The sequence below is a fragment of the Streptomyces sp. NPDC036822 genome, from assembly GCF_055609145.1.
Genome location: NZ_JBVJPY010000004.1, coordinates 407,226 through 432,921, shown reverse-complemented (window position 1 = coordinate 432,921; position 25,696 = coordinate 407,226). Strand labels below are relative to the sequence as shown.

The window sequence follows — 25,696 nt, the reverse complement described above, 5'->3', positions numbered from 1 at the left end:
GGGGCGGTCCGGACAGACCGCCCCGGGGAGGGTGGATCTCACACGTCCAGCGCCTGCGCGTGACGGTTCTCCTTGAGGGTGATCCGTCCCTTGCGGAGGGTCGCCACCCGCGGGGATCGACGGGCGATGGCGCTGTCGTGGGTGACCATCACGAAGGTCAGGCCGTGTTCCTTCCACAGCCCTTCGAGCAGCTCGACGATCTCGTCGCGCATCGACTCGTCGAGGTTGCCCGTCGGCTCGTCGGCCAGGAGCACCCTGGGCCGTTTCACCAGCGCGCGGGCGATCGCGACGCGCTGCTGCTGTCCGCCGGAGAGCTCCGACGGCAGATGCCCCCGACGCTCGCCGAGACCGACGGACTCCAGCGCCTCCGCCGCGCGCGAGCGCCGTTCGGCGGTCCTGACGCCCAGCGGCACGAGGGCGGTCTCCACGTTCTCCTGCGCGGTGAGGGTGGGGATGAGGTTGAAGCTCTGGAAGACGAAACCGATGGTCCGGCTGCGGACGGTCGTCAGCCGGCTCTCCGAGAGCGTGGCCAGATCGGTGCCGTCGAGCAGGACGCTGCCCGCGGTGGGCCGGTCGAGGCCGCCCAGCATCTGCAGCAGCGTGGACTTGCCGCCGCCCGTGGGCCCCTGGATGACCAGTCGGTCGCCCGCGCCGAGGGTGAGGTCGATGCCGGCGAGGGCGTCGACCCTCTCCTGGCCGCGGCGGTACTGCTTGGTGACGCCTGTGAGTGAGTACATGGTGGCTGCTCCTGCGGTACGGGAAGGGATGCGGGTCACTCGACGCGGCGCAGCGCGTCCGCGGGGCGCAGACGCGAGGCGCGCCAGGCGCCGAAGCCGCCCGCGACGAGCCCGCCGCCGAGGGCGAGGACCACGGCGAGGCCGACGGTGGTCGCGCTGACCGGGGCGGTCAGCGCGATGTCGAGCGTGTTGCCGGCGCCGTCGGGTGCGCCCGCGCTCCCCATGGGGCCGCCGAACATCCGGCCGCCGCCGCCCGGTCCGCCCGTCAGGGCGCCGGAACCGAGTTCGGCGGTCAGCGTCGGGGCGGCGGCGGACACGGCGTACGCGCCGGCCAGCCCCACGACGATGCCGAGGGCGCCGCCGATGAGGCCGTTGACCAGTGCTTCGCCCATGACCTGGCGGGTCACCCGGCCGCTCTTCCAGCCGAGGGCCTTGAGCGTGCCGAACTCGCGCACCCGGCGGCTGACCGCCGAGGAGGTGAGCAGTCCGGCGACGAGGACCGCGGCGATCAGCACGGCGTACGAGAGCCACCGGCCGACGTTGGTGGCGAGGTCGGCGGCGGTGTCGAGCGAGCCGGAGACGGTCTCGGCGAGATCGGCGGAGGTGGTGACCGTGGTGCCGGACACGTTCTGCTGGATGGACGCCTTGACGGCGTCGATCCGCGTCGAGTCGGTGGCCTTCACGTAGACGGTGGTGATCTTGTCCTTGGAGTCGGACAGGGTCTGCGCCTGCGCGAGCGGCAGATAGACCTGCGCGGCGGCCTGGCCGCTGTCGGCGGTGGCGATGCCGACGATCTCGAACGTCACGCCCTTGACCGCGAGCGTCCCGCCGACCTTGAGGCCCTCCTGCTTGGCGTAGGCGCTGTCGAGCACGACGACCTTCGCGTCGGTCTCGGTGGTCGTGAAGGTGCGGCCCTCGGTGACGGTGGAGGTGGTCAGGGGGCCGAGGTCCGGGGCGGTGACGTCGGTGCCGTAGAGGGTGAAGGAGTCGACGTCGAAGGCGGCGCCACCGCCCTCGACACGGCCTCCGCCGGCGCCGCCTCCCGGGGTGCCGGGTTCGGCGGGCCGTGCCTGCTGAAGCCGGCCCCGCTCGAACTCACCATTGATCTTGAGGTTGGTGAGGCTGAGTCCGCCCACGGCCGCGGCGACGCCGGCCTGCTTCTCCACCGTGGCGACGGTGGAGGCGGGCAGGGTCTCGAACCCCTGGACCATCAGCCGGTCGCTGCTCTGCTCCTCACCCTCCTCCTTGGCGTCGAACCGGAACCGCGGGCGCCGCACCTCCCCCGCTGCGGGCTCCGCGCGGGCCTTGGTGACCGTCAGGTCGGTGCCGAGCCCGTAGAGCGACTCCAGGACCCGCGTCTGCGCCTGCTTCATCCCGGAGGTGACGGAGTTGACGACGATGACCAACGCGATCCCGAGCGCCAGCCCGGAGGCGACGACGAGCGCCGCCTTTCTGCGACGGCGCAGTTCGCGCCGGAGGTAGGTGAAGAACATGGGCGCGAAGCTAGGCGCGGGGGGTGATGGCCGGATAAGGCGCGCGTGAGGATGACATGAGAGTCCGCCAGGGGGGTGGGGACGGGTATCGCGGAGCGGGTGGAGGGAGCGTCAGCCGGTGTACGAGAGGGGATCGGCGAGCACCTCTCGGATGACGACGGCGGCCGCGCCCCGGGCCGCGTCGGCGGAGGCGGACGCGGCGCGCAGGCGACCGGCGGAGGGCTTCCACAGGCCGGAGACCACACGGCGCTCCAGTTCGGCCTCGACGGCGGGTCCCAGACGGGCCATCAGGCGGGGGTAGACCCCGCCGAGCACGACCGCCTCCGGGTCGAGCAGGTTCACCGCGCCGGCCAGGGCGAGTCCGAGCATCCGCCCGGCCTCCTCGACGGCGGCCACGGCACGGGGCTCGCCGTCCTCGACCCGCCGGACCAGCTCGTCGACCCCGGAGGCGGCGAGGTGGGCGGGGAGCGGCGGGCCGGGGGCGGGTGCAGATGGCCCGGGGGCGGGGGACGACGGACCGGGAGCGGAGGGCAGCGCGCCGGATGCGGACGAGGGCGGTCCGGGGGCAGGGGGCAGCGCGCCGGATGCGGACGAGGGCGGTCCGGGGGCGGGCACGTCGGTGATGCCCGCCGCCCGCAGCAGCGCCGCCTGACCGGCGTACTGCTCCAGGCACCCCCGCGAGCCGCAGCGGCACAGCGGGCCGCCCGCGTCCACGGGCAGGTGGCCGATCTCCCCGGCGAAGCCGTGCGCGCCGCGCAGCAGTTCGCCGTGGACGACGATCGCGCCGCCGACGCCGATCTCGCCCGTCAGGTGCACGAAGCTGCGCACCGGGCCCTGGGCGCCGAACCACAGCTCCGCCAGCGCCGCCGCGTTCGCCTCGTTGTCGGATGCGACCGCGAGCTGCGGGAGCCCGGGGCGCTCGGCGGCGAGCGCCTCGGCGAAGAGCCGGTCGGCCTCCACCCGGTTCCAGCCGAGGTTGGGGGCCTGGTGGACGGTCCCCGCGGAGACGAGGCCGGGCAGGGCGAGCTGTACGCCCACCGGGTTCAACCGCCGTACCGCCGCCGTCTCCAGGGCCCGGGCGGCGATCCGGGCGGCACGCCGCAGGACCTCCGCGGGTCCGGCCGCGCGGTTGTCGACGGTCTCGGTGATCCGGACCCGGTCGGCGCCCGCCAGGTCGACGACGCAGACGGACACGTAGTCGACGTTGATCTCGACCCCGAGCGCCGCCGGACCGGTGTCCGCGGCCTTGAGGACGGTGCCCGGCCGCCCCGCCTGACCGCTGAAGGTCTTGCCCGACTCGACCAGCAAGCCGTTCTCCATGAGCTGCTCGACGAGCGAGGAGACGGCGGCCCTGGTCAGTCCGACACGAGCCGCGACGGCGGCGCGGGTGGTCTCGCCCGCCTCGTGGACGGTACGGAGCACGAGGCTGAGGTTGTGCCGGCGCACGCTCGCCTTGTCGGCCTTGGGTTCCACCGGGTGCGCGCTCCCGGTCGCCGGAGTCTTCTTCATCGTGCGCCGAGCCTAGCCGCCCCGCTGCGCGCGACCTCGTGCCCCGCTCCTCCCTCTTCCGATGGAGAGTTCGATGAGCGAACCGTTTCCGCTACGGTCGGCAGCGTGTCCCCCGTACCCGGGCCCGGTCCGGCGAGCGACGCCGACGACCCGGTGCCCCGGGCCCTGTCCCGGCCGTACCGCCTGCTCCCGCCCCTGCGCCCCGCACCGCACCACCGGCGGGTCCGCCGCCCGTCCGTTTCCAGGCGGCCCGGCCCGGACTCCGGACCCGGCTCCAGCTCCAGCTCCAGCTCCAAGAGAGGCTCACACATATGAATATCCTGGTCGTCGGCGCCGGGGCCACCGGAGGCTACTTCGGGGCCCTGCTGGCCCGTGCCGGACAGGACGTGACGTTCCTGGTCCGCCCGCACCGAGCCGCCGTCCTGCGCGAGCGCGGGCTGCGCGTCACCGGACGGGACGGGGAATGGGCCGTGGAGCCCAGGCTCGTCACCGCCGACGCGCTGAACACCCCTTACGATCTGGTCCTGCTGTCCGTGAAGTCCACGGCCCTGGAGCAGGCCGTCGAGGACATAGCCCCTGCCGTCGGCCCCGACACGGCGATCGTGCCGCTGCTGAACGGCCTCGCCCACATCGACGCCCTCAACGCCCGCTTCGGCACCGCGCCGGTCCTCGGCGGCGTCGCCAAGGTGGTCACCACCCTGAGCGAGGCGGGGGACATCGTCCGCCTCGCGCCCCTCGCCCATCTGACGATCGGCGAGCAGGACGGCCCGCCCTCGCCGCGCGTGGAGAAGATCAGGTCCGTGCTCGCCAAGGCGGGCATCGACGTCCTCGTGTCCGAGGACGTGACGGCCTCGATGTGGCACAAGTGGGTGTTCATCACCACCTTCGGCGCCGTGACCTCGCTGATGCGCGGAACGGTCGGCGAGGTCAACGCCCAGCCCGGGGGCGCGGACCTCGGCCCGGCGGTCCTCGCGGAGGCGGCGGCGGTGGCGGCCGCGGCGGGCCACCCCGTACCGGAGCGGGAGCTGACGGCGACGCTGGACATCGTGACGGCGACCGGGTCCTCCATGGTCCCGTCCCTCTACCGCGACCTGACGGCCGGGCGCCCCACCGAGGTCGAGCACCTCTTCGGCGATCTGCTGCACCGGGCCCGCGCCCTTTCGGTGGCGACACCGCTGCTGGACCTGGCCACCCTCCACCTCCGCGTGCACCAACGGCGCGCCACGGCGGCCTCCTAGTCCCCGGGCAAGGGCCCTGGCCGCGGGCCGGGGCGGACGGCCCGGCGGTCGTCCGGAGCGTCCGGCGCGGGCCGGACGTCGAACCGCACCACGGAAGCCCTCCGACCTCGCGGCGAACCGGGCCTCGGCCGGCAGGACAGGCCGGGCCCCTTTCAGGCGGCCCTCAAGAGGACGGCTCGGCGCTTCTCACACGCCGACGGCTCCGTCGATCCGTTCGCGCAGCAGATCGGCGTGGCCGTTGTGGCGGGCGTACTCCTCGATCATGTGGATGAGCACCCAGCGCAGGGAGACCGTCCCGCGCCACGCGTCCTCGCCCTCCACGTCGAGGCCGGGCGCCTCGGCGGCGAACCGCCGGCCGAACGCCACCTCCTCGCGCCATGCCTTCCAGGCGTCCCCGACCGCCGAGGGGGTGGCCGAGGCTCCGTCGAAGTCCTCGTCGGGGTGGTCGTCGGTGACGAAGAGGGCGGGCGCGTCCTTGCCGGCCAGGACGCGCCGGAACCAGCGGCGTTCCACCTCGGCGAGGTGGCGCACGAGACCGAGCAGCGACAGCGTGGACGGCTCGACGGACCGCCGCGCCAGTTCCTCACCGAGGCCGGAGCACTTCAGCTCCAGTGTGTGGCGCTGGGCCTCGAGGACGTCGATCAGCATGCGCCGCTCGTCGCCGGTCGTGGGGCCCTGGAAACGCCGGTCGGCGTCGTCACCGGTGAACAGCTCGGCCCGTCGGCGCGGGATCCGGGAGGCGTCCTGGCCTGTCATGTCAGTCGGCCGGCCCTTCCAGCCCTTCCAGGCTGTCCATGAACGAGCTGACGGAGAACACCGCGCGACCGGGACCGGCCGGGCCGTATCCGGGGGGCGAGCTGAGGCCGAACTCCTCCAGCGTCGCCCGGTAGGTCTCCAGGAGACGGATGTGGTACTCCAGCGGCGCGCCGAGGGGGTTCGCCTTGCCCAGGGGCGTGGTGGGTTCGGGGCACCAGGTGGTGAAGCGGGGCACGACACCGTTCGACATGAAGAACCGCAGCCCCTCGGCGGTGGACTCGATCGCCTCGCTGACCTTGGTGAACCCGAACGGCTCGGCCATCTCGATGCCGGCGACGAAGTTGGGGATCACGTTGCGCGGTCCGAAGATCTCGGTGGAGTCCAGGATGCGGCGGTGCCACTCGTCGCGGCCGACGTAGCGCTCCTTGCCGGGGCAGTGCAGCTGGAAGAGCCGGCGGTCCCACACCTCGAAGTTGGGGTGATAGATCCGGATCCCGTAGTCGTGGAAGCGCTGGACGGCGTCGCGGGGCAGCGCCTGGGCGACGACCTTGCCGATCCAGCGCCCGGGGAAGCGCTCCTCGATCGCCTTGGCGTAGTGACCGTAGAAGTCGGCCTCGTCCCGGCCGCCGACCTGCGAGGTGATCGACCCGCCGGTGAGCGTGTAGGCGCGGGAGGTCCCGGCGGTGTCGTACCGGTCGATGATCTCCAGCGCCTCCAGCACCTCCTCGACCGGCTTGACCCCGGTGTACGGCCGGCCGGCCGCCTTGTGCTGGCGCCAGTTGTGGTTGATGTCGCAGAACTGGCACTCCTCCTTGGCACCGAAGTACTGGCACACCCGGAAGACGGTCAGATAGACGAGGTAGCCCCACTGGATGGTGGGCGCGACCTCCATCACGGACTTGCCGTTCGACAGCGTGTGCCGGTAGTACTCCGGCATCGGCGGCAGCCCGACGTCCGCGATCCGCGTCCCGTCGAGATAGAGCCCGAGCGCCCCGTCCTCCCCGGCGCGGACGACGTACGGCGAGTCGGGATTGACCCGCACGGACACGACGGTCCGGCGCAGGTCATAGGGCCCGCCGGTGAGAACGATCTCCTCGGGCGGCCGGTTCAGCGCGGCGGCACCGAGCTCGGGGAGGGTGCGGTGGTCGAAGGAGAAGATGAAGTACGACTTCGGCTTGACGTCCCCGGATCCCCCGTCGGCCGTCCCACTGAGCGCGGACTCGTCGAAGGCCATGCCGCCCCGCAGCAGGTCCTCCTTGATCACGGCTTCCCGCGGCACGTGCGGAAAGCGCCCCATCAGTCCCTCGACCAGCGCGGTACGGCTGAGGCTCTCCATGTGCTGCTCCATCCCTGACTCCGTTGAGGATCACCTCGAAGCGTATCCCCGCCGGAAAGGGGCGCGGAGCCGGGATAGAGGGATCCGCCGGGCAGAGACCCAGGTACGGCGAGCCGACGTCTGCGTAGCGATCACAGGGCATGCGGGCCCGACCCGGGCGGCGGCGAACCTTGCTCGGACCCATTGGCTACCGCCCTTCGCCGTATGCTTCCGGCGTGGAAGAGCTCCTGCACCCCAGCAACGACAGCGTCCGGCATTTTCTCCACCGCTGGTACGGAACATCAGGCGATTCACCAGAAACCCTCGCCTTCTCGAAACCGGAGATAATCCCCCCGGAACTGGCCGACTGGCATCTGGCTGCTGCGTCGACCGGCTCGCAAGTCACCTTCCAGGACCATCCCGTGTCCCCGGCGGATCTTAAGACGGCCGCTGATGGAATGTTGGTGTTCTGGATCGAGAATCAACAAGGCTATTACTGGGCCATCGATACCGGAACAACAGAGCGTCGAGTTTTCGACCGTACGAACACCTCAGACCGTTGGAGGCCTACGGCGGAGAACCTGCAGCAGTTCTTGTTGCGCAGCACGGTGCACGAGGCACTGCTCGGGACGGAGGTGAAGTTTTCCGCCATCGTACCGATCGAGATGCTCGAGTCCGGTGCTCTCCCCGGGTTCTTCACGCTGCCGTTCGTAGCACCGATCAACCAGTCGTCATCGACCCGCTGGATGTGCAGTCGCGACGCTCTGGCAAGGGTGGCTCCGCCGCCGGCCGGATACGCCCCGCCCGGCGAGGAGTACCGGATGCTCACCGTCGCCGCGCCTCGCGGCACGGATCTCCTGCAGTATCGCACCGGCCTGGAATCCCACATTCTCGCCAGGCCCAATCGCGAGAAGCGAGGTGCCGAAACCTTGGATAAGCCCCCCTTCTGAATGCAAAGAACCGGGGCAGGAAACACGTCTGCCGGTGAAGCGTTCTTACGCTTCACCGGCAGACTGTCATCCTAGATCACCCGGAATCATCTTCTGTTTCCGACGAACGGGGCACCCGTTCGCCCACCCGCGGTAACCCAGAGTTGCGCTCCCTCGGGCAAGGCGTCCTCTATATTGACCCCTCCCTGGTAGGCTCGTCCGTCGCAGTAAGCGCAGACACTGCTGTGGTTGATGTAGATGCGGCCTACCCGGATGTTATTGAGCCGCATATAAGCCGCAGCCTGCATTTCGACGTGATGCCGGTTTTCCTCCGTCATACCCGGAATGGTCCGCCAGTCGACGACCTGGTTGACATCAAGAAACGCATTAGGGTCTCCGCGGTCGCCACTGAGGAACCCGCCCGCGTCCGGCCCGCTGCCGAGCGGAATCTGGTCGACTTGGACGTCCAGTACGGCCGAGGTGACGTGTGACTGCTCGCCGGTCCACGTCTCACACGCCTGTCCGCTGGTGTTGTGGGTGAGAACGGGAGTCCCCGCCGCCAGCGCGTAGTACGTGTGGACGTCACCTACGGTGAGGTTGTGAACCGTGGCGTTTTGAGCGGTTCGACGCCGGATATCCGCGATCTGGACATAGGTGCCGGCGCTGGTCTGGAGCCACTGGCCGGACTGAAGGTCGCCGGCTTCGATCCACGCACCCAGCTCGGGGACCCAGAAGGGATGGCCGTCGGTCGCGGTGACCTGGGCCGTCTTCGAGCCTGCCGTGCCATCAGTGTCGATGGTCACCTCGATCAGGCGCTTGAGCCCTCGTCCCTTGATCTCGGCGGTGACGGTCTCAACGCGGGTCTCCCCGGTTTCCGGATCCGTCGCCCAGACCTTGTCGCCGGTCTTGACCTTCTCGATCGGCTTGGTGGAGCCGTCGGCCATCAGCACCCTCGTGCCAGGCACGAAGCTGTTGCATGTGCCGCCGCCCTCGGCCCTGCCGGAGCCGCCGCTGCCGCTGGTACCACCCTTGCTGCGAGCAGAGCCACCCGAGCTGCCACCAGGCTTGCTGAGGCTGGTCTTGCCGCCACCGCCCTTGCCGCCGCCCTTCCCGGAGCCTGAGGAGGAGGAGGCCTTCGGGGCCGCCTTCTTCTGGGCCTGCTTCTGGACGGGGTTGCCCGTCTTCTTCTTCGCGGCGGCTGCCCTGTCAGCCGTTCTTTTCGCCTGCTCGGCCGCCTTCTTCTTGGCTCTCTGGGCGGCCTCCTTCTTGGCCTTCTCGATCGCTGCCTTCTTGGCAGCGAGTGCTGCCTCCTCTGCGGCCTTGGCTGCCTTGAGGACGGCCTCGGCGGCCTTCTTCGCGGCCTTGAACGCCTGGATGGCATCGATCGTGCGGTTGACGGCCTTCAGGACTGACGGGATCTTGCCGAGCTTGGTCCACGGGATGGCCCCGATGATCAGACTGCCGCATGACCACATGTCACCGCCGAAGCAGGCCATGGCGTCGTTGATGCCGATGAAGTCCTTGAGCGTCTCCCAGGCCACGGCGAGGATCACCGAAGTCAGGGACTTGCCCATGGTCGACTGCGCCTGCGCGACCTGCGCCGCACTCAAACCCGCACCCGCGAGAGCTGCGGCCTTCTCCGACGTGGTCAGCGAGATGGAAAGACCCGTCGGGTCCGCGTGCGTGACCGGATTGTTGTGGGCGTAGGCGTACCCGTTGGACTGGAGCGGGTCGTTCAGGTCCAGGATCGGGTCGGCGGACAGGAAGCGTCCGACCACCGGGTCGTAGAGACGGGCGCCGAGCGGCTGGTAGCCGGAGGCGTCGTCACGGGTCTTGCCCAGGAATCCCTTGTGTGTCTGCAGGTTCGCACCCGCGGTATCCGCACCACGCTGATTACCGAAGGGGTCCTGCTTGCGGATCCGGACCGGCTGGCCGCTGTAGAGGGCGACCTCCGCGTACGCGCTGCCCTGGTGATCCGTGGTCTGTGCGACCAGTGCCTCACCACCGGTGCCACTGGCATAGCGCATGACCGCCCCGCCGGGGGCGGAGTAGGTGCGCTGCGTGTTGACCAGGACGCCGCCCTGCTGGACGGTGACCTCGGCCTCGCCCAGGTGCAGGGTCGCCTGCTTGCCCTGGATGGTCAGCAGCCGATCGCCGCTGGGGCCGTAGATGTGACGGGTGTCATTCTGCGGCGACCACAACTGTGCGGCGGAAGCACCGTCACAGGTTGCCAGCACAATGGCCGTGGCATTGACGTTGGCCGCGCCCTGGACCGCCAGGCACAAGCCCGAGGAGTGAGTGAGCTGGCCGGCCGCACTGCGCTTCAGTTCCTGTGCGGTCGTGCCGTTGCACTTCTGGACCTGCAGCGCCGAACCGACCGTATTGGCCGCCGGCTGCAAGCACCACGTGTCGTACACCGACAGGGTGCCCAGGTTCGGATCCGTCTGCGGCGCACTGTCGTTACCCGGCTTCGGCGTGAACTTCCAGCTCTGCGCCACAGTGCTGTTGCACTGATACAGCTGGATCGGCTGACCGGCGGCCGCGAGCCCGGACTTGAGGTCAAGGCACTTCTGCCCCAGACCCACGTACGGGGTCTTGCCACCGGAGCCCTGGCCCGTGATCCGGTCGACCTGGCCGTCGGGCGTCCAGGTCAGCTCCTGCTTGTCACCGTTCTCGACGGAGGCGACGGACTTGGTCTCCCCCGTCAGCTCGTAGAGACGCTGAGCCTCCGCCTTCACCGCTGCGCCGGCCGGCGTGGTGAACCTCTTCGTCACCTTTGTCAGCGTGCGCGGCTGCTCCTTGGTGGAGCCCTTGCCGTAGGCGTAGTCGGTGACGGCGTCCTTGGTGGTGGCGCCGGTGAGGTCCTTCTCGGTCAGCTTGGTGCGGTTGCCGAGGAGGTCGTAGTCGTACTCCTGCCAGTAGCCGGAGTTGTCCTGGCCCGCCGCCACGTTGAGGGTGCCGTCGGTGTTCTTGGGAGTGGTACAGGCGGTCTGGTCCTTGGAGGTCCAGGCCGACTTCAGCTGACCCAGCGGGTCATAGGCGAAGCACTGCCGCTCTTCGATTCCGACGGCCTGCTCACGGACTCCCGTGACGTTGCCGGCGGGGTCGTAGGTGTAGGAGCGGTTCGAGACGAGGTTGCCGCCTGTCAGGGTGGCAGTGGTCTGCTCCCGGTAAACCCGCTGCTCTTGAAGTTCGCCGCTGCCTTCGTCGAACGAGTTCTGCGTCCATACCCGGTAAGGCTGAGCGCCCAGGGTGGAACGCATGACCTGACCGTAGGGCGAGTAGACGGTCTCGGAGCCGTACCAGTCCTTGCCGGAGATGGAGAGCGGCAGACCGTCCTTGCTGTAACGGACAACCAGCTTCTCAGCCGCCAGCTTGCCGACTGCAGGAAGTGCCGCCTCGTCCAGCAGGCCGGTGTCGGTGTAGGTGTAGCCGTAGGTGTAGTCCTTGGCCAGGCCCCAGGTGTCGGCGAGCGTCTGCGGCAGGCTCAGGGTGGTGGACGTCGGCTGGTAGTCCTTCGTATAACCGTTGACCTTCTGGGTATATGCCTGTCCGTCGGTGTAGCGGGTGGCGGTGGCGGGAAGACCCTTGCCGCCGGCCACGGTGTCGTAGGTGAGATCAGCCAGGACGTCGCCGTTGGCGTCGTTCAGTCGCTGCTGCTTCGGCCGCGACAACTCGTCATAGGCGTTCCACACCTTCACGCCGCGGGCGTTGGTCGTGGTCAGCACGCGGTCACGGTGGTCGTACGAGGTACTTGTCGTCCCAGAGTCGGGATCGGTCGCTGTCTGCATACGGCCGCGGTGGTCGTAGGTCCACGTCCACGGGTGAGTCGGGTCGGCCGACTGCGTGGCCTTCGTCATCTGGCCGAGCGCGTTGTACTGGTATCCCGTCGACGTGAAGCCGCCGGGCGCCGCCGGGTTGAATGTGTCCGTGCGGACGGTGCGGCCGAGCGCGTCGGTGTAGACCCGGTAGGACGAAGCACCCGAAGGGTGGATGACCTTGGACCAGTCCTGGCCATACTCGTAGCGGGTGGCCCGCTCCGGGTATGCCTTGGAGATGGTCTCCTTGGTGGTCGGGTCGACCCACTTCATGTACGGGGTCTCGTTCACCACGCGGCCGAGGCCGTCGTAGGCGTAGCGGGTGATGTTGGGGATCGCGGTGTCGGCGAGCGGGGTGAAGAGCTCGCCGGGCTTGGCGTCCTGGGTGAGGTAGGCGTTGTTGGTCTGGTAGACCTCGCCGGCGCTGTTGTACAGCGTGTCCGTGATCAGGTATCCGTCGCCGCTCTCCGGCTCCTCCAGCGACTGGCGCTCACGGCCGAGGCCGTCGTAGAGCGTGACGGAGGTCTCGATCCGGTCCCCGTGCCCCCGCGTATAGGTGGTGACGTAGGGAGGCTTGCGGACCTTCAGGGTGGGGTCGTTCGGGTCGGTCTCCTCGGCCGGGATCGTGTATTCGGCCTTGAAGTCCGGCACCGTGGTGGTGGCGCGGCCGGGGGCCCATGCCTCGGCGAGGCGGCCCAGCGGATCGTACTTCGCTTCGCTGACGTGGCCGTTGACGTCGGTCGTCTTGAGTCCGACGGTGCGGCCCGGCTCCAATTCCTGGACCTGGCTGTGGCCGAGGGAGTTGGCTTGGGTGACCTTGAAGACCTGTCCGGTCGGGGGGTCGTACGTGATGGTGGAGGATTTCTGGTCCGGGTCGGTCTCCCGGATGACACGGCCGATGGCGTCGAAAGCCTTGGTTCCGTTGGACTGGAAGGCGGTGCCTTCACCGTTCAGGGACCAGGACTCGGTCGCCAGCCCCCGTGTGGTACCGGAAAGCGCCGTGCCGTAGGCGCTGGCGTCATAGGCAGTACGGATGGCACTGCTGAGGGTGCTCAGATCCGACCAGTTGGCGTTCGCGCAACTCGTGGGCGAATTCGAGACCTGCTTGGTCAGGCCGATGATGTTCTTGTCGACCTGGTGGAGGTACTCGGACTTGGTGCAGGACTCGTCGCCGGTCTTGCCGGTGTCGCCGAAGGACTCGACGAGCGTCGGCAGACCATGGGTCGACTCGTACGTCGTCAGCGTCCGCACCGAGCGCTGGGTGCGCGGGTCGTCGGCGTTCGTGCCGGACGACTTGGTGTAGGCGATTTCCTCGGGCTCGGTGACGCGCCAGGCCTTGAGGTCGGTCAGGCCGTCCTCGCGGTCGCGCTTGCCGAGTTCGGTGGCCTCCAGCCTGGTGGTCGAGCGGGAGAGCCAGTTGGTGTCCGCGTCGGTCGCGTTGCTGTAGGTGAGCTCTTCGGCTATTCGGCCGGCGAAGGGCTCGCGGTCCTTGGCGATCTCGACGCCGTGGACGTCCGTGACGGGGACGGTGTCGCCCAGGCCGCGGTAGTAGCGGGTGACCGCCTTGGTGCGGGGGCTGTCGAGGCCGGGGGTGTTCTCGCCCGTGGAGCCTTCACCGCTGTCCGCGTCTGACGGCTTGGGGCCGGTGAGGACGGTGGTCTGCTCGAAGCCCGCGAACGTCGAGTACGTGCGCGTGGACTTCTTGGAGAACTCCGCCTCGGCGAGCTTCCAGCCGGCGTTCTTGTACTCGTAGGACGTCTTCGTGCCGTACGAGCCGGCGACGTTCGGGAGCTCTTCGATCGACTCGACCACGTACTTGTGGAACCAGTCGATGTCCTCGACCTCGGGGTCGGGGTTCCAGTACGTGGGGTAGCACAGGCGGTTGTTGGCCTTCAGGCCGGCCGTGTCCGTCTTGATCGGCAGACCCGTGCCGGTGGCGCACTGGCCTTCGATCGGCTTGTACGTGACGACAGTCTCGCCGCCGTACTCGTTGATCACACGGGCGATGCGCAGGCGCGAGAAGCCGGGGCGGCTGGGGTTGAACGCCTTGACCCGGTTGGGCATGTCCTCGGCGTTGGACTCGAAACGCACCGAGTTCAGCGTGACGCTCGCGTCGGTGGAGCCGTTGCGGGCGTAACCGGTGCGCTGGACGGACTCCAGCCACAGGGCCGTGTTCGGGCCGGTCTTCAGAGCCGCGAAGCTCTGGTTCAGCTTGTACTCGTCGACGACCTGCCGGGCGGTGGTGTCCGTGCGGCGCTGGGCCGAGGTGGTGATCTTGTCCAGGCGCTTACGCGTCCAGAACGTCGGTCCGGCGTTCCAGCACTTCTGCTTGTACGTGGTCGTGACCGGCGCGCAGCGCAGGTCGGCCGGGGTGTCGTACCAGATGCGGTACTTGCCCATGTCCTTCGAGGCGAAGTTCTCCTCGACACAGGTCAGCGTGCCCTCGGTGAAGCAGCGCTCCTCGACGGAGAAGTTCACCCGCGCCGGGGCAGGAGCGGAGAAGATGCTCTCCTTGCGCTGGCCGTAGTCGATGCGCGACAGGTAGCCGTCGCGGTGGTACTCGACCGGGGCCTTGAAGTTGAAGTTCCGCGCGTAGTAGTTCAGATCGCGCTTCCACCACAGCGACATGGCGTTGCCGTGGATGTCCTCGACGTAGTCGAGGTTCCAGCGCCAGGCCTGGTTGCAGAAGGAGTTCTTCCAGTCACCGGCCTTGTAGCAGGGCTCGCCCGCGTGGTTGCCGTACACCGGGACGGCCAGGACCGAGTCGGTGTAGGGGTCGTCAGCGGCGGTGCCGTTGTCCGACCAGCCCGGGAGCTTGTTCAGACCGAAGTGGTACCGCGTACCGTCCTTCGTGGTGACGACCCAGTACTCACCGTCGGCATCCTTGATCATGCCGGTGCCGGTACGCGGGTCCTTGGTGGTGTCCTTGATCCGCTCGATCTTCGAACCGTCACCGTTGGCCGTGAACCACTGCTGCTTGGCCGCGTCCCACACCAGCTCGGTCGTCATGCCACCGAGGCTCAGGGTGGCGTTCTCCGAGCCGTAGCACTGGTCCGCCGTCTTGTGGGTGGCGTTGTTCGACCCGGCCCGCTTGGAGTCCTCGCGGCAGTTGGCGTACGTACGGGTGATGGAACCCGCGTTGTAGTCCCAGCCGTCACCGATCCAGGAAGCCTGGTTGTTGGTGGAGGAGGTACGGCCGTCGACCGACTGGGACGAGTAGCCCAGGCCGATCTTCGGCATCAGGCCGCCGGCGGTCTCCGGGACCTGCACCTGGTAGTTGTAGGTGAACGCGCCCGAAGACGAGCCCGAGGACCAGGACCCGGAAGACAGCAGCGGCGAGGCGGTGAAGTCACCGGACACCGAGGAACCGGTGTCCATCATGCCGACCGCGCCCCCGCCGGTCGACGTCCCGGCGGCCGAGAAGGACGCCTTGCGGGCCGTGGGACCGGTACTTCCCTCGTCGTCGAGGAGCTGGGCGACCGGGATCGTGCCGGTCAGGACCGTGCGGGTCTTGGCGCCCTTGGCCGCGGTGGACTTGGTCGGGGCGTCCTTGGCGGGCACCTCCGCCACCGACGTCTTCAGGCGCTCGAAACCGACGCCCTCGTCCTTGCCGCCCGCCATCGTGGTGGTGCCGTCGTCGGCACACTCACCCGCGTTCGGATCCGAGTACACACACTCCGGCAGCAGCGTCAGACCGAAACGCTCAGCCGCCTGCGGACCGTAGAGGTCGGCGAAACCGGTCGTGTCCACACTCAGCGCGACCTGCGCGGCGGGGTCGACACCGGCCGGCGGTGTGACCTTCATGATCATGCCGGACACGCCGGCGTCCTGCGACGCCTCGACCGGCTTCAGGTCGACACTCCACTGACCGTCCAGCGCCGTCGGGTCCCCGCCCTCGGGAACACCGATCGCGACCGGCAGATTGGCCGAGAGCGGGACCGTGGTGCCCGGCGCGCTCGTCTCCGTCAGCGTCGCCGTACCCAGGTCCGCGACCCACGGCGTGATCGCCGTCGGTACGTACGGCGTGACCGGCACCTCAGGAGCGGTCGTCAGCGCCTTCTGCGCCGTCTCATCACCCTCGAGCTCCGTGCTCTGGGGAATGTCCGGCAGATCGACCTGCGAGGTCTGCTCCTCGCGGCTCATCCCGTCGCCCGGAATCGCCAACGCCTGCGAACTGAGGCTCGTCACCGTCAGCATCGAGGACAACAAGAGGACGGTCGCCGTGCGGCTCAGCCGCCGGCGCCGTCGTTGTGACTCCGTCACGGCTAGGCGTCCCCGCCCCAGCCATGACGGTGGACCTGAAGAACGCATCGCGTCGACTCCCACCCAGGTAATACAGACAACAGAGAAGGTGCAGAAACACCAAAGAGCGCACGTCCGTTCAGACGCGCGCGTCGGCACTGTCCGTCATGACCTGGGGAAACTCAAGATCACGCGCTGTGACGACCCTCCCGCCGAGTGAGTTGTCTCACTCGGCATTCTTGACCAGAGCACATCACTTACGATCTTTCAGAAAGATCCGGTAATAAGGGTCATCCCTGCCATTTCCTGGGGCGGAAAGCCCCAAGAGTGGAGATGTCGGTCGTCACAGAGGCCAACTCCCGCCCGTGAGTCACGGATTAATAAAATTCTCATCTGTGGACGCCCTCCTCCGGACATGTGATCGTGTGCGCGCCCATCCGCCCCACGGTTCGCCGTTGGGGCTGTCTGTGCTGTCCCATTCCGCCTGGTTTTTACGGGAGTAGACCGCCGTGTCCGCGCCGCCACCCAGATTTCTCAGCCCATTCGTGCGCACGCGCACCAGGCTGTCCCTGACTCTCGGCCTCATTCTGGCCGCCCTCACCGCTGCCCTCATCCCGTGGTGGCAGCCCCAGACCCCGCCCGTCGCCCAGGGCAACAGCAAGGCCACCGAGGCGAAGCCGGCGGCCACCGGTCCGCGTGACGAAGCCGCCGCCGTCGCCGAGGCCAAGCGGTCCAAGAAGCAGGTGCTCGTCGACACGGCGACCACCGCGACCCGGCAGACGTGGGCCCTGCCCAACGGGCAGATGCGCACCCGGATGCATGCCTCACCGCAGCGGGCGAAGAACGCCGACGGCGAGTGGGCCCCGATCGACAACACACTGGTCCGATCGGCCAAGGCCCCGCGCGGGCTCGGCATCGTCCCCGTCAACGCCGCCGTCCCGGTCCGCTTCTCCAGCGGCAGCAAGGACGCCGCTCGTGCGGACCGTTCGTTCACCCGCGCCCCGCAGCCCGGCCAGACCGTCCTCGCGGAGATGGACGTCGCCGGTCACAGCGTCGCCTACACCTGGCCCGGCGCCCTGCCCGAGCCGGTCCTCGACGGCCCGCGCGCCCTCTACTCCGAGGTCCTGCCCGGCGTCGACCTGCTGCTGGTCGCGCGTGAGGAGGGCGGTGTCGCCCAGCTCCTCATCGTCAAGACCCCCGAAGCGGCCAAGCAAGAGGCGCTGAAGTCCGTCGCGTACGGCCTGAGCTCCAAGACGGCCACCTTCCAGCTCGACGCCCCCAAGGGCCGCGTGCTCGTCTCGGACAAGGCCGGCAAGGAAGTCGCCTCGATCCCCACCCCCTTCGCGTGGGACTCCAGCGGCCAGGACCCCGAGGCGCCCCAGAGCGCTCCTCGTACGTCCGTCGCCACCCCCGCCGACGTGCTCAAGCTCTCCGGTCTGACCGGCATCGAGCCCGGCGCACAGTCCGCGCAGCTGCCCGTCACGCTCGACGGCGACAAGACGAGCACCGCGCGGCTGGCCCTCAACGTGGACGCCACCGGCCTGCTCACCAAGCCCGGCGTGAAGTTCCCCGTCTTCGTCGACCCGACGATGAACTCCGCCTGGCAGGCGTGGACGACGGCTTACAAGAAGTACCCCAACAGCAGCTTCTGGAACGGCACCAACTTCTCCTCCGGTACCTCCGACGCCCGCGTGGGCTACGAGAGCGACACCGGCGGCCTGGGCCGCTCCTTCTGGCGCATGGGCTTCGACCCCGCCATGAAGGGCGCCACGGTCACCCGCGCCTCCTACAAGGTGCTGAACAACCACTCCTGGTCCTGCACCACTCGTGAGTTCCAGTTCTACCTGACCGGCGGAATCTCCACCGGCACCACCTGGAACGCGCAGCCTTCCTGGTCCACGCACTTGCAGTCGAAGTCCTTCGCCCACGGCTGGTCGACGTCCTGCCCGGACGCGTACGAGGCGTTCGACAACGCCAACGTGAAGGCGGCCGCGCAGACGGCGGCGAACAACGGCTGGTCGAACATCACCCTCGGCATGCGCGCCACGACCGAGACGGACACGCAGACCTGGCGCAAGTTCCGCGCCACCTCCGCCACGCTCGAGGTCGACTACAACCGTCCGCCGAGCGAGCCCACCGCCGGAACGAGCACCCCCGGTGGTGCCTGCGTGCCCGGTCCGGGTGGCGGCGTCACGATCGGCAAGACCAACATCACCCTGTCGGCCAACGCCAAGGACGGCGACGGCAACCTGTCCAAGATTCGCTTCCGCTTCCTCAAGACCGGCGGCACCCCGACCGAGTACCCGGTCACCCCGAACTCCAGCGGCACCGCCACGGTGACGATCCCCGTCACGTTCCCGCTGGAAGACAAGACCATGTACTCGTGGGACGTGCGGGCCGAGGACTCGGCGGGCGCCGTCTCCTCCTTCTTCCCGCCGAACACCACCGAACCGTGCCGCCTCACGATCGACGGCTCGGCGCCGCCACAGCCCACCGTCACGAGCAGCGTCTTCAAGAGGGCCACGTCCGACGGTGCCACCTGGGCGACCGTGAACTTCGGCCAGACCGGCGCGATCACCTTCAGCTCCGCGGGTGCCGCCAAGTTCCGCTACGGCTTCGAGTTCCTCAACTTCGTCGACGTGGACGCCACCAACGGCACGTACACCAAGACGGACCTCGCTCCGCCGCACGCCGGCCCCAACTGGCTGAACGTCTACGCCCTCGACGCGAACGGCAACGTCAGCGCCCGTACGGACTACGCCTTCTACGTGCCGCCGCGCGACTCGGCCGACGGCCCCGGTGACGTGGGTGGCGACGGCATCGCCGACCTGATGATGATCGACGCCAGTGGCAACCTGCTCTCCTACCCCGGTACGCCGGCCGGCGAGCTGTACGGCGGCCTGGCCGGCTCGTACACGAGCGACAACAAGCTGTCGCCGCAGGGTCACTGGTTCGACTCGGCCACCGGCCAGGCGGCGATGATCACCAAGTACGACGACGTCTACCCCGGTGACGGGACGACCGACCTGTTCGCCCGCACGCCCGACGGCAAGTTCTGGCTCTACCCCGGTGACGGCTACGGCACGTTCAACGTCGACGACCGAATCGAGATCAGGCTGCCGTCGAACGCGCCCGCCCCGTCCACCTGGACACAGATGAAGGCCGTCGGTGACATCACGGGCGACAAGCGAGGCGACCTGGTCCTGCGTGCCGGGACGGCGTTCTGGACCCTGTCCGGCTACACCGGCGCCACGTTCCAGACGGCGACGCTGATGAACGCCGACGTCTGGGCCCGCCGGGAGATCGTCAACGTCGCGGACGTCGACCTCGACAGCACGCCCGACCTGCTGTGGCGCAGCCTTGACTCCGGCACCATCTACATCCGTCACGGCCTGCCCGGGCCGGTCGCCGGCAGCGTCGACATCAACTCACTGATGGTGGCGGCCAACTCCCGCGGCGGTGTGGACACCTCGTACGGAACGAACTGGACCGAGGCCCACATCTCGGCGATCGTCGGCATCCCCGACGTGAACGGAGACCGGATCCCGGACATGTGGGTCCGCTTCAAGGACGACGGCCAGATACGCATCTACCATCCGTCGACCACCAACACGAACGGGGCCGTCAAGGTCGTCCTCTCCGGCGACTGGGCGGGTGTGAAGGCCTTCGGCTGACGCCTCCGTTCCCACCCTGGTCCGACCCTTCCGGGAGCCCCGGACGCCTCGACGGCGTCCGGGGCTCCCGGCCTGTGTGGCCCGCCCGTTCAGTCTGTGGCCCGCCCGTCCCGGCCGGCCCCACGGCCCGGCGTACGCGCGCCCGTTCAGAACGCGTTGCGGCGCCGCAGGCGCCAGGGGCGACCGTCCGGGTCCACCAGGGCGTGGTGCAGGGGCGTCGCGAGCCCCCTGCGTACCGCGGGCAGCTTCGGCGGGACGTAGCGGCGCAGGCGGCCCGGCGGCCGCGGCCCGTGGCGGCCGCCCTCGTGCCAGGCGTCCAGTGCGGCGGCGGTCTCCTCGAAGGCGTGGAAGGCGGCCGTGGGGTCGCACAGGGCGTCCGGTTCGCCGGGTCCGGGGGCCTCGGCGTCCAGGTGTTCGCGCATGAGCTCCAGGCGCAGCTCCCGGGCGAACGTACGGGCGCCGTCGCCGAGTCCGGCGGGATCGCCCGGTTCCCGCGGGTCCGTGCCGCGGTCGAGTACGGCGCAGCTGAGTTCGGAGTCGTGCGTCCACGACCGGAGGTTGATGTTGTCGGAGCCGATGGAGGCCCAGACGTCGTCGATCACGCACACCTTGGCGTGGACGTAGACGGGTGTGCCGGCGTGGTTCTCCAGGCCGTAGACCGCGACGCGGTCGCCTCCGGCCCGGCGCAGCTCGTCGAGGGCGGTGATCCGCCCGATGAGGTTCATGGGGAGGGTGAGGCGGCCGTCCTGGTCCGGGAGGGAGGGGATGACGCCGATCAGGCGCAGCCCCGGGTGCTCGCGGAGTGCCTGGGCGAAGCTCGCCACCACCCGCGGGGACCAGAGGTACTGGTCCTCGAGGTAGATCAGGGTCCGGGCCCGTCGCAGGGCTTTGAGGTAGGCGCGGGCGATGCTGCGCTCGCCGTCGGGGGCGAAGGGGTATCCGCGCAGCAGGCGGTTGGGGTAGGTCCGCAGCACCTGCACGCTGTGTGTACCGCGGGGTTCCGGGTCGGCCGCCTGTGGGGGCAGCGAGTCGGCGCTGGTGTCCTCGTGGTGCAGGAGCTCCCGCAGTCGCGTGAGCGGGCTGCGGCTGAGCGGTGAGGGGTCCTCCCATCGTTCGCGGAAGACGGCCTCGATGTCGCCGACGACCGGTCCGCGCAGGGCGAGCTGGACATCGTGCCACGGCGGGCGCGGCCCGTAGGCGGAGGCGAGGGGCAGCGCCTGCGGGTCGCCGTGGTGGGCGGCGTCGTCGTTGCGGCTGTGGCAGAGGTCGATGCCGCCGATGTACGCGACGTCCCGCTCGGGGCGCCCGGGGTGGCGCAGTACGACCATCTTCTGGTGGTGCGAGCCACCGGGCCGTACGCGCATGTCGAGGAGGCACTCGCCGCCGCCCTCCTCGATCTCCTCGCCGAGGTGGCGGTTCTCCTCCTCGCTGAACCGGAAGTTGTCCAGGTGGGAGCGCCAGAGGAGGCCTTTGACGACGACTCCTCGTGAGGCGGCCTCGCCGAGGACCTTTCCGATCTCGGTGCCGGGGCCGTCGAGCCGCTCGTCGGGGTCGCCGCGCCAGTCGGTGAACAGCAGCAGGTCCCCCGCGCGCATGGCGCGGATCGCGTCGAGGAGCTCCGCGAAGTAGGCGGCGCCGTGGACGACGGGCCGCGCCTCGTTCCCCTCGGACCAGGTCGCCCCGCCGGGGCGGCGCCGGTCGAGGCGTGTGGCGGTGTTGCCGCGTTCGCCGGGGACGAGAAGCCATGCGTCGTGCGTCATGGCGTCGCCCCTCCGGCCGGGCGTCGCCTCCCGCTCGCTCCCCCGGAACGCCGCACGCACGGGATCCCTCCCGCTCGTGCGGCGTTCCGGCGTGGCCCCCTCATGTGCGTCACCAGTAGTGCGACCTGCCTCCCACCGCGTGCCCCGCGGCGCCGGCGACCCACAGCACGAGCCCGATCACGGCGAGGATCAGACCGATGGTCCACAGAATGGAAATTCCGGTGATGAACCCGATGATCAGCAGGATCACTCCGAGAATGATCACGACGACCTCCCAGCATCTCAAAGGATGACTCCGCCGAGAAGAACGGAGTGAAAAGGCATGGTGCGAGTACCACTGATGGAGCCGTCTCATTCATGGCGCGGGCAGAAATCTTATGAGCACCGGTCTGAACCGGCTCGGAAGCGACTCCGCCTTGATGCCGGTCGGTGCGTGTCCGGTCACTGTGGATGACACCGGTCCCGCCTCAGTCGTCGTCTTGTTCCGGCGCCGCGTCGTCATTGCCGCGCCGGTCGGCGGCGGTCCCGCCGTCGACGACCGCGTCGTCGGCCTCGCGCCGGGACTCCTCGTCGCCGCTCTCGCCCACCGCTTCCGACGGAGTGGTCCGCGAGCGGTGCTCTCCGCGCTTTTCCTCGGTCATGGTGCTCCTTCGCTTCTCTGGGGTGGCGTCCGGTCGAGCGTGTGCGTGCGCCGTTCAGGACGGCGGGTAGGGGGCCGACTTCAGGCGCCGGGCGAGGTGCGCCGTGTTGGCGGCGAGCGTCGCGGTCGTGCCGGCCGTGGCCTTGGGGATCTCGTCCAGGTCCTGGTAGTCGGTGCCCTGCATCGCTTCGCCGACCCAGTAGGTGACCGCGTTGGGGGCGAGGGTGAAGCCGACGTCGTTGAGCCCTTGGAAGAGATCGGCGCTGACCTTGTGCGCGCCGTCCTCGTTGCCGACCACGCAGACGGCCGCGACCTTCCCGTAAGTCAGCGTGCGCCCCTCCTCGTCCGTCTCGGAGAGCTCGGCGTTCAGCCGTTCCAGGACCCGCTGGGCGATGCTGGAGGGGTGCCCGAGCCAGATCGGGGTCGACAGGATCAGGATGTCCGCCGCGAGGACGGTGTCCCGGATCTCGGGCCAGTCGTCGCCGTTGCCCATGTCGGTCTCCACCCCGGGCAGGACGTTGCGGTCGGCGATGCGGATCGTCTTGCCCGTGACACCGTGGTCGCCGAGGGCGGCCATGGTCTGCTCGGCCAGCAGCTGCGAGCTGGAGGAAGCGGGCGACGGCGTGAGGCTGCAGACGAGTGCGACGGCGCGCAGTGGTGTGGTGTCCATGAGTCCCCCGCTACCCGGCGAGAGGTCCGCTATGTCAGCCGGAGCGGCATATTGCGTCATCCGAGCCACCGCGCCCCGACCGGTCCGCGTCACGGCGCTCCGGCCGGCCCCCGTACCCGGACCCGTACCCCTGCACGCCGATCCGCCCGGCCCCCTCGCGGGGAGGGGGCCGGGCGGATCGGGCGGTGGGCGGGCCGGACGGGTATCTCAGATACGGCCGCGCGCGAGCCGCGTCAGCGGCCCGACCGGGGGTTTGGCGGTGGAGCGGCCGATGGCGAAGGCGGCGCCGACGACTCCGGCGACGCCCGCCGCCGCTCCGGCGGCGATCGCCTTCCGCTGCTTGACGACCGTCCATGCCGTGGTGGCCACGGTCGCCGCCTTGGCGGCGTTGGCGGTGACGGCCTGCTGCCCGCTCTGGAGGCCGCTCGCCGCGGCGCGGCCGACGCGCTTGGTGGCGTCGCCCGCCGACCGCACGGTCGACGACGTGGACTTCTCGGCGTCGCGCGCCGCCGACTGAGCCTTGGCGGCCGCGCCGGAGGCCTTCGTCTCGGTCCGCTTGGCCGCCGTCTTCTTGGCCTGCGTGGTGGTGGAATTCCTGGCGTTGTCGCTTTCAGCAGTCATGACATTCCTCCTTGCCGTTCAACCGCAGATGAAACGGTGGGTGTCGGTACGGAATTCGAAAGGGCCGGAAACGGTGAAGGTCAGTTCCCGTCACGGGGAAGCAGCGACCCCAACGGCCCCAGATCCAGGTTGAGATCGTCCATCGAGAGGCCGTACCTCTCGCACAGCTCCTCCATGCGTTCGTGAAGGATCATCAGGGTCATTCCGATGCGTTCTTCCTGGTCCTCGCTGAGGTCGCCCTGGTCGACCCGGTGGACCGCGGTCCGTTCCATCAGCTGGCGCAGCAACTCCACGATGGTGAGGACGAGTTTCATCAGGTCCCGTTCGACCGTGTCCGGGTCGGTGGCCAGCCTGCGGGCTGTCTCGTTCACTGCGAGGACCTCCTTCCGTAGAGTTCCGGGGCCGGCTCCTCACCGGTGATCGAGCGGATGACCGCCCGGAGGTTGATGTGGACCAGGTCGACGTCGGCGATCGACAGGACGAGGTCCCCGGTCAGCACCGCTCCCCCGGTCAGGAGACGGTCCAGCAGGTCGATGAGGGCGACCGGCGGCCCGGCGAGGGGCTCGGTGTCCAGGAGCCGCCCTCCCGAGTGGACCCGGCCGACTTCGTGGAAACGGTCCTCCGTGAACGGCGGGGTACTCATCGCGGCGCACCCTCGTCCTCGCACGCGTCCGCGCCCGCCCCGCCGTCGGCGCCCGCGTCCCCGCCCACGCCGTCGGGGGTCGCGAACGAGTACGGGGCCCAGGGGCCGGTCACCTCGACGTGGACGCCCGGCGTGCGCCCGTCCAGGGCTCCGACGTACTCCTGGAACCGGCTGACGCTCTCCGCCGGCACCAGGTACGCCTCGTTGGAGAGGTTCTCCCCCCGGTGCCCGGACAGCTCGCCCTGCTGAGGGCGGTGCACCGCCCTGGCGCGGGCGAGCCCTTCCGCCACGCGCGCCGCCTCGGCGGCGACGTCCCCGGCTGCGCGGTACAGGTCCTGGGTCGTGCGCCGGCGCGCCCGGCGCTGTGCGAGGTAGGCGCGGCCCGGGCCGGAGCCGCCGCCGGACGGGGCGGGTGCGGGCGGGTCCGCGGGCGGTGGTACGGCTCCCGGGTCGGCGTAGACCTTCACGCCCAGCTCGACGTGGCCGTCCAGGCCGGCCAGGAGCTCCTCGAAACGCCGGTGCTGGTCGGTCAGCATGGCGAGGACGCGGCCCTCGTCGCGGTAGACGGTCGCCAGCCGCAGGGGAAGGACGACCGTCTCGGCGAACGCGGCGACGACCACGGCGTGATGCGCCCGGGCGATCGCCTCCAGCCTGGCCAGGTCCTCCAACTGGGCCCGCAGGGCCTGTTCGCCGAACACGTCGGCCGGTACGGACGAGACGAGCGCGGCGAGCCCTTCGGCACCGACGAGCCGCAGCGCGTGCCCGTCGACGCCGGTCAGGGCGGCGGCGGTGCGGCGCAGCGCCGCGTCGTCGCGCCCGACGGCGTAGACGTACGTCAGCTCCGGGCCGGCGTCGGAGGGGACCGGCGTCTCCCCGGACCGGGCGCGCGGGGCCTCCTCCGCCTGTCCTCGCGGGGTCTGTTCTCGCGTCATCTCGTCGCGCGTGACCTGCTCCCGCGTGATCTCGTCCCGCGAAGTCTGCTCCCGCGTGCTCTCGTCTCGCGAAGTCTGTTCTCGCGTGGTCACCGCGGCCCCTCCTCTCTCGTGTGCGACCGCCCGCCGTCCGCCGGTTCCCGCGTGTCCGCGGCCGGTTCGACGGCCGCGCGCAGCCGGGCGAGTTCCGCGCGCAGGCGTTCGTTCTCCTCGGCCAGCGGGTCGCTGCCGCCGACGGCCCGGTGGTCCGCGCCGTCCGCTTCGTGGCGGCCTTCGACGGACCGCGGCGGACGGGCCCGCGAGGAGAGGGAGGGGTCGTGCTCCCACCAGTCGATGCCCATCTCCTTCGCCTTGTCGACCGAGGCGACCAGCAGCCGCAGCTTGATCGTCAGGAGCTCGATGTCGAGGAGGTTGATCTGGATGTCGCCGGCGATGACGATGCCCTTGTCGAGCACCCGCTCCAGGATGTCCGCGAGGTTCGCGGAGGAGCCCTGTGGGCCGTGGACCGGTGAGGTGCGCGGTGGGGCCGCCATACGGCCTGCGAGTGAATCGGACACGGTTCGCCCCTGTCGTCGTGGTGCTCGTGCTCTCGGTCGGCTGTGGCGACGGGACGGCCCGCCCGGCAAGGGACGGCGGCCGTGACTCTCGTCGCGGCCGCCGTCCCTCGCCGACCCGGGCATCGGACCGGCCGGGGGCCGGGCGCCGGGCGTCACGGCCGG

At 69.8% G+C, this 25,696-nt stretch carries 18 protein-coding genes; 3 read left to right on the top strand and 15 right to left on the bottom strand.

Annotated elements, in window-relative coordinates; translation table 11 throughout:
* Positions 1 to 38: 38 nt before the first annotated feature.
* The 3 genes from ACZ68P_RS12490 to ACZ68P_RS12480 all read right to left on the bottom strand — a co-directional run bounded on the left by ACZ68P_RS12490 (position 39) and on the right by ACZ68P_RS12480 (position 3,739).
* Positions 39 to 737, bottom strand: a complete 699-nt coding sequence (locus tag ACZ68P_RS12490) for an ABC transporter ATP-binding protein (protein WP_471005343.1) — start codon at positions 735 to 737, stop codon at positions 39 to 41.
* Between the two features lie 35 nt (positions 738 to 772).
* Positions 773 to 2,230: an ABC transporter permease gene (locus ACZ68P_RS12485; protein WP_471005342.1), complete on the bottom strand. Its 1,458-nt coding sequence runs from the start codon at positions 2,228 to 2,230 to the stop codon at positions 773 to 775.
* 111 nt (positions 2,231 to 2,341) lie between these two features.
* The gene (locus ACZ68P_RS12480) at positions 2,342 to 3,739 is read right to left on the bottom strand and encodes an ROK family protein (protein WP_471005341.1); all 1,398 of its coding nucleotides are present in this window, start codon (positions 3,737 to 3,739) and stop codon (positions 2,342 to 2,344) included.
* A 311-nt stretch (positions 3,740 to 4,050) separates the two neighbouring features.
* Between ACZ68P_RS12480 and ACZ68P_RS12475 the strand changes: the two genes are divergently transcribed.
* Entirely contained in the window at positions 4,051 to 4,977 is a 927-nt protein-coding gene (locus tag ACZ68P_RS12475; RefSeq protein WP_471005340.1) for a ketopantoate reductase family protein, read from the top strand.
* A gap of 186 nt (positions 4,978 to 5,163) precedes the next feature.
* Here ACZ68P_RS12475 and ACZ68P_RS12470 read toward each other — a convergent pair whose 3' ends face one another.
* Entirely contained in the window at positions 5,164 to 5,733 is a 570-nt protein-coding gene (locus tag ACZ68P_RS12470) for a DinB family protein (RefSeq protein ID WP_471005339.1), read from the bottom strand.
* A gap of 1 nt (position 5,734) precedes the next feature.
* Entirely contained in the window at positions 5,735 to 7,069 is a 1,335-nt protein-coding gene (locus tag ACZ68P_RS12465; protein ID WP_471005338.1) for a radical SAM protein, read from the bottom strand.
* A gap of 215 nt (positions 7,070 to 7,284) precedes the next feature.
* Between ACZ68P_RS12465 and ACZ68P_RS12460 the strand changes: the two genes are divergently transcribed.
* On the top strand, positions 7,285 to 7,998 hold the full coding sequence (locus ACZ68P_RS12460; protein WP_471005337.1) for a hypothetical protein: 714 nt from the start codon (positions 7,285 to 7,287) through the stop codon (positions 7,996 to 7,998).
* An 86-nt stretch (positions 7,999 to 8,084) separates the two neighbouring features.
* Here ACZ68P_RS12460 and ACZ68P_RS12455 read toward each other — a convergent pair whose 3' ends face one another.
* Positions 8,085 to 15,992 (bottom strand): polymorphic toxin-type HINT domain-containing protein, encoded by a 7,908-nt coding sequence (locus ACZ68P_RS12455; protein ID WP_471005615.1) that lies wholly within the window; start codon positions 15,990 to 15,992, stop codon positions 8,085 to 8,087.
* 590 nt (positions 15,993 to 16,582) lie between these two features.
* On the opposite strand from ACZ68P_RS12455, the gene ACZ68P_RS12450 reads away from it, so the two are divergent.
* Positions 16,583 to 19,711 carry a hypothetical protein gene (locus tag ACZ68P_RS12450; RefSeq protein WP_471005336.1) on the top strand — a complete coding sequence of 1,043 codons (3,129 nt, stop codon included), beginning with the start codon at positions 16,583 to 16,585 and terminating at the stop codon, positions 19,709 to 19,711.
* A gap of 146 nt (positions 19,712 to 19,857) precedes the next feature.
* Here the strand turns inward: ACZ68P_RS12450 and ACZ68P_RS12445 are convergent, their stop codons facing one another.
* The 9 genes from ACZ68P_RS12445 to ACZ68P_RS12405 form a co-directional block, all read right to left on the bottom strand.
* Positions 19,858 to 21,471 (bottom strand): phospholipase D family protein, encoded by a 1,614-nt coding sequence (locus ACZ68P_RS12445; protein WP_471005335.1) that lies wholly within the window; start codon positions 21,469 to 21,471, stop codon positions 19,858 to 19,860.
* Positions 21,472 to 21,580: 109 nt separating this feature from the next.
* Positions 21,581 to 21,736 (bottom strand): DUF6131 family protein, encoded by a 156-nt coding sequence (locus ACZ68P_RS12440; protein ID WP_365722796.1) that lies wholly within the window; start codon positions 21,734 to 21,736, stop codon positions 21,581 to 21,583.
* Positions 21,737 to 21,938: 202 nt separating this feature from the next.
* Complete coding sequence (locus ACZ68P_RS12435) at positions 21,939 to 22,112, bottom strand: hypothetical protein (protein WP_471005334.1); 174 nt, start codon at positions 22,110 to 22,112, stop codon at positions 21,939 to 21,941.
* A gap of 54 nt (positions 22,113 to 22,166) precedes the next feature.
* Positions 22,167 to 22,781 (bottom strand): flavodoxin family protein, encoded by a 615-nt coding sequence (locus ACZ68P_RS12430; protein WP_471005333.1) that lies wholly within the window; start codon positions 22,779 to 22,781, stop codon positions 22,167 to 22,169.
* 207 nt (positions 22,782 to 22,988) lie between these two features.
* Positions 22,989 to 23,402 (bottom strand): hypothetical protein, encoded by a 414-nt coding sequence (locus ACZ68P_RS12425; RefSeq protein ID WP_471005332.1) that lies wholly within the window; start codon positions 23,400 to 23,402, stop codon positions 22,989 to 22,991.
* An 80-nt stretch (positions 23,403 to 23,482) separates the two neighbouring features.
* Positions 23,483 to 23,773 carry a gas vesicle protein K gene (locus tag ACZ68P_RS12420; protein ID WP_391134839.1) on the bottom strand — a complete coding sequence of 97 codons (291 nt, stop codon included), beginning with the start codon at positions 23,771 to 23,773 and terminating at the stop codon, positions 23,483 to 23,485.
* Positions 23,770 to 24,045, bottom strand: coding sequence for a gas vesicle protein (locus tag ACZ68P_RS12415; RefSeq protein ID WP_471005331.1), 276 nt, complete (start codon positions 24,043 to 24,045; stop codon positions 23,770 to 23,772). Before ACZ68P_RS12415 ends, ACZ68P_RS12420 begins: the two co-directional genes overlap by 4 nt.
* Complete coding sequence (locus ACZ68P_RS12410) at positions 24,042 to 25,070, bottom strand: GvpL/GvpF family gas vesicle protein (RefSeq protein WP_471005330.1); 1,029 nt, start codon at positions 25,068 to 25,070, stop codon at positions 24,042 to 24,044. The genes ACZ68P_RS12415 and ACZ68P_RS12410 overlap by 4 nt, the downstream gene beginning before the upstream one ends.
* The gene (locus tag ACZ68P_RS12405; protein ID WP_471005329.1) at positions 25,067 to 25,534 is read right to left on the bottom strand and encodes a gas vesicle protein; all 468 of its coding nucleotides are present in this window, start codon (positions 25,532 to 25,534) and stop codon (positions 25,067 to 25,069) included. The genes ACZ68P_RS12410 and ACZ68P_RS12405 overlap by 4 nt, the downstream gene beginning before the upstream one ends.
* Between the last annotated feature and the right edge of the window lie 162 nt (positions 25,535 to 25,696).

What these genes read in the sequence shown, in the direction of transcription:
- ACZ68P_RS12490 (WP_471005343.1), bottom strand. Translation starts at nt 737, where the DNA reads ATGTACTCACTCACAGGCGTCACCAAGCAGTACCGCCGCGGCCAGGAG.
- ACZ68P_RS12485 (WP_471005342.1), bottom strand. Translation starts at nt 2,230, where the DNA reads ATGTTCTTCACCTACCTCCGGCGCGAACTGCGCCGTCGCAGAAAGGCG.
- ACZ68P_RS12480 (WP_471005341.1), bottom strand. Translation starts at nt 3,739, where the DNA reads ATGAAGAAGACTCCGGCGACCGGGAGCGCGCACCCGGTGGAACCCAAG.
- ACZ68P_RS12475 (WP_471005340.1), top strand. Translation starts at nt 4,051, where the DNA reads ATGAATATCCTGGTCGTCGGCGCCGGGGCCACCGGAGGCTACTTCGGG.
- ACZ68P_RS12470 (WP_471005339.1), bottom strand. Translation starts at nt 5,733, where the DNA reads ATGACAGGCCAGGACGCCTCCCGGATCCCGCGCCGACGGGCCGAGCTG.
- ACZ68P_RS12465 (WP_471005338.1), bottom strand. Translation starts at nt 7,069, where the DNA reads ATGGAGAGCCTCAGCCGTACCGCGCTGGTCGAGGGACTGATGGGGCGC.
- ACZ68P_RS12455 (WP_471005615.1), bottom strand. Translation starts at nt 15,992, where the DNA reads ATGCTGACGGTGACGAGCCTCAGTTCGCAGGCGTTGGCGATTCCGGGC.
- ACZ68P_RS12445 (WP_471005335.1), bottom strand. Translation starts at nt 21,471, where the DNA reads ATGACGCACGACGCATGGCTTCTCGTCCCCGGCGAACGCGGCAACACC.
- ACZ68P_RS12435 (WP_471005334.1), bottom strand. Translation starts at nt 22,112, where the DNA reads ATGACCGAGGAAAAGCGCGGAGAGCACCGCTCGCGGACCACTCCGTCG.
- ACZ68P_RS12430 (WP_471005333.1), bottom strand. Translation starts at nt 22,781, where the DNA reads ATGGACACCACACCACTGCGCGCCGTCGCACTCGTCTGCAGCCTCACG.
- ACZ68P_RS12425 (WP_471005332.1), bottom strand. Translation starts at nt 23,402, where the DNA reads ATGACTGCTGAAAGCGACAACGCCAGGAATTCCACCACCACGCAGGCC.
- ACZ68P_RS12415 (WP_471005331.1), bottom strand. Translation starts at nt 24,045, where the DNA reads ATGAGTACCCCGCCGTTCACGGAGGACCGTTTCCACGAAGTCGGCCGG.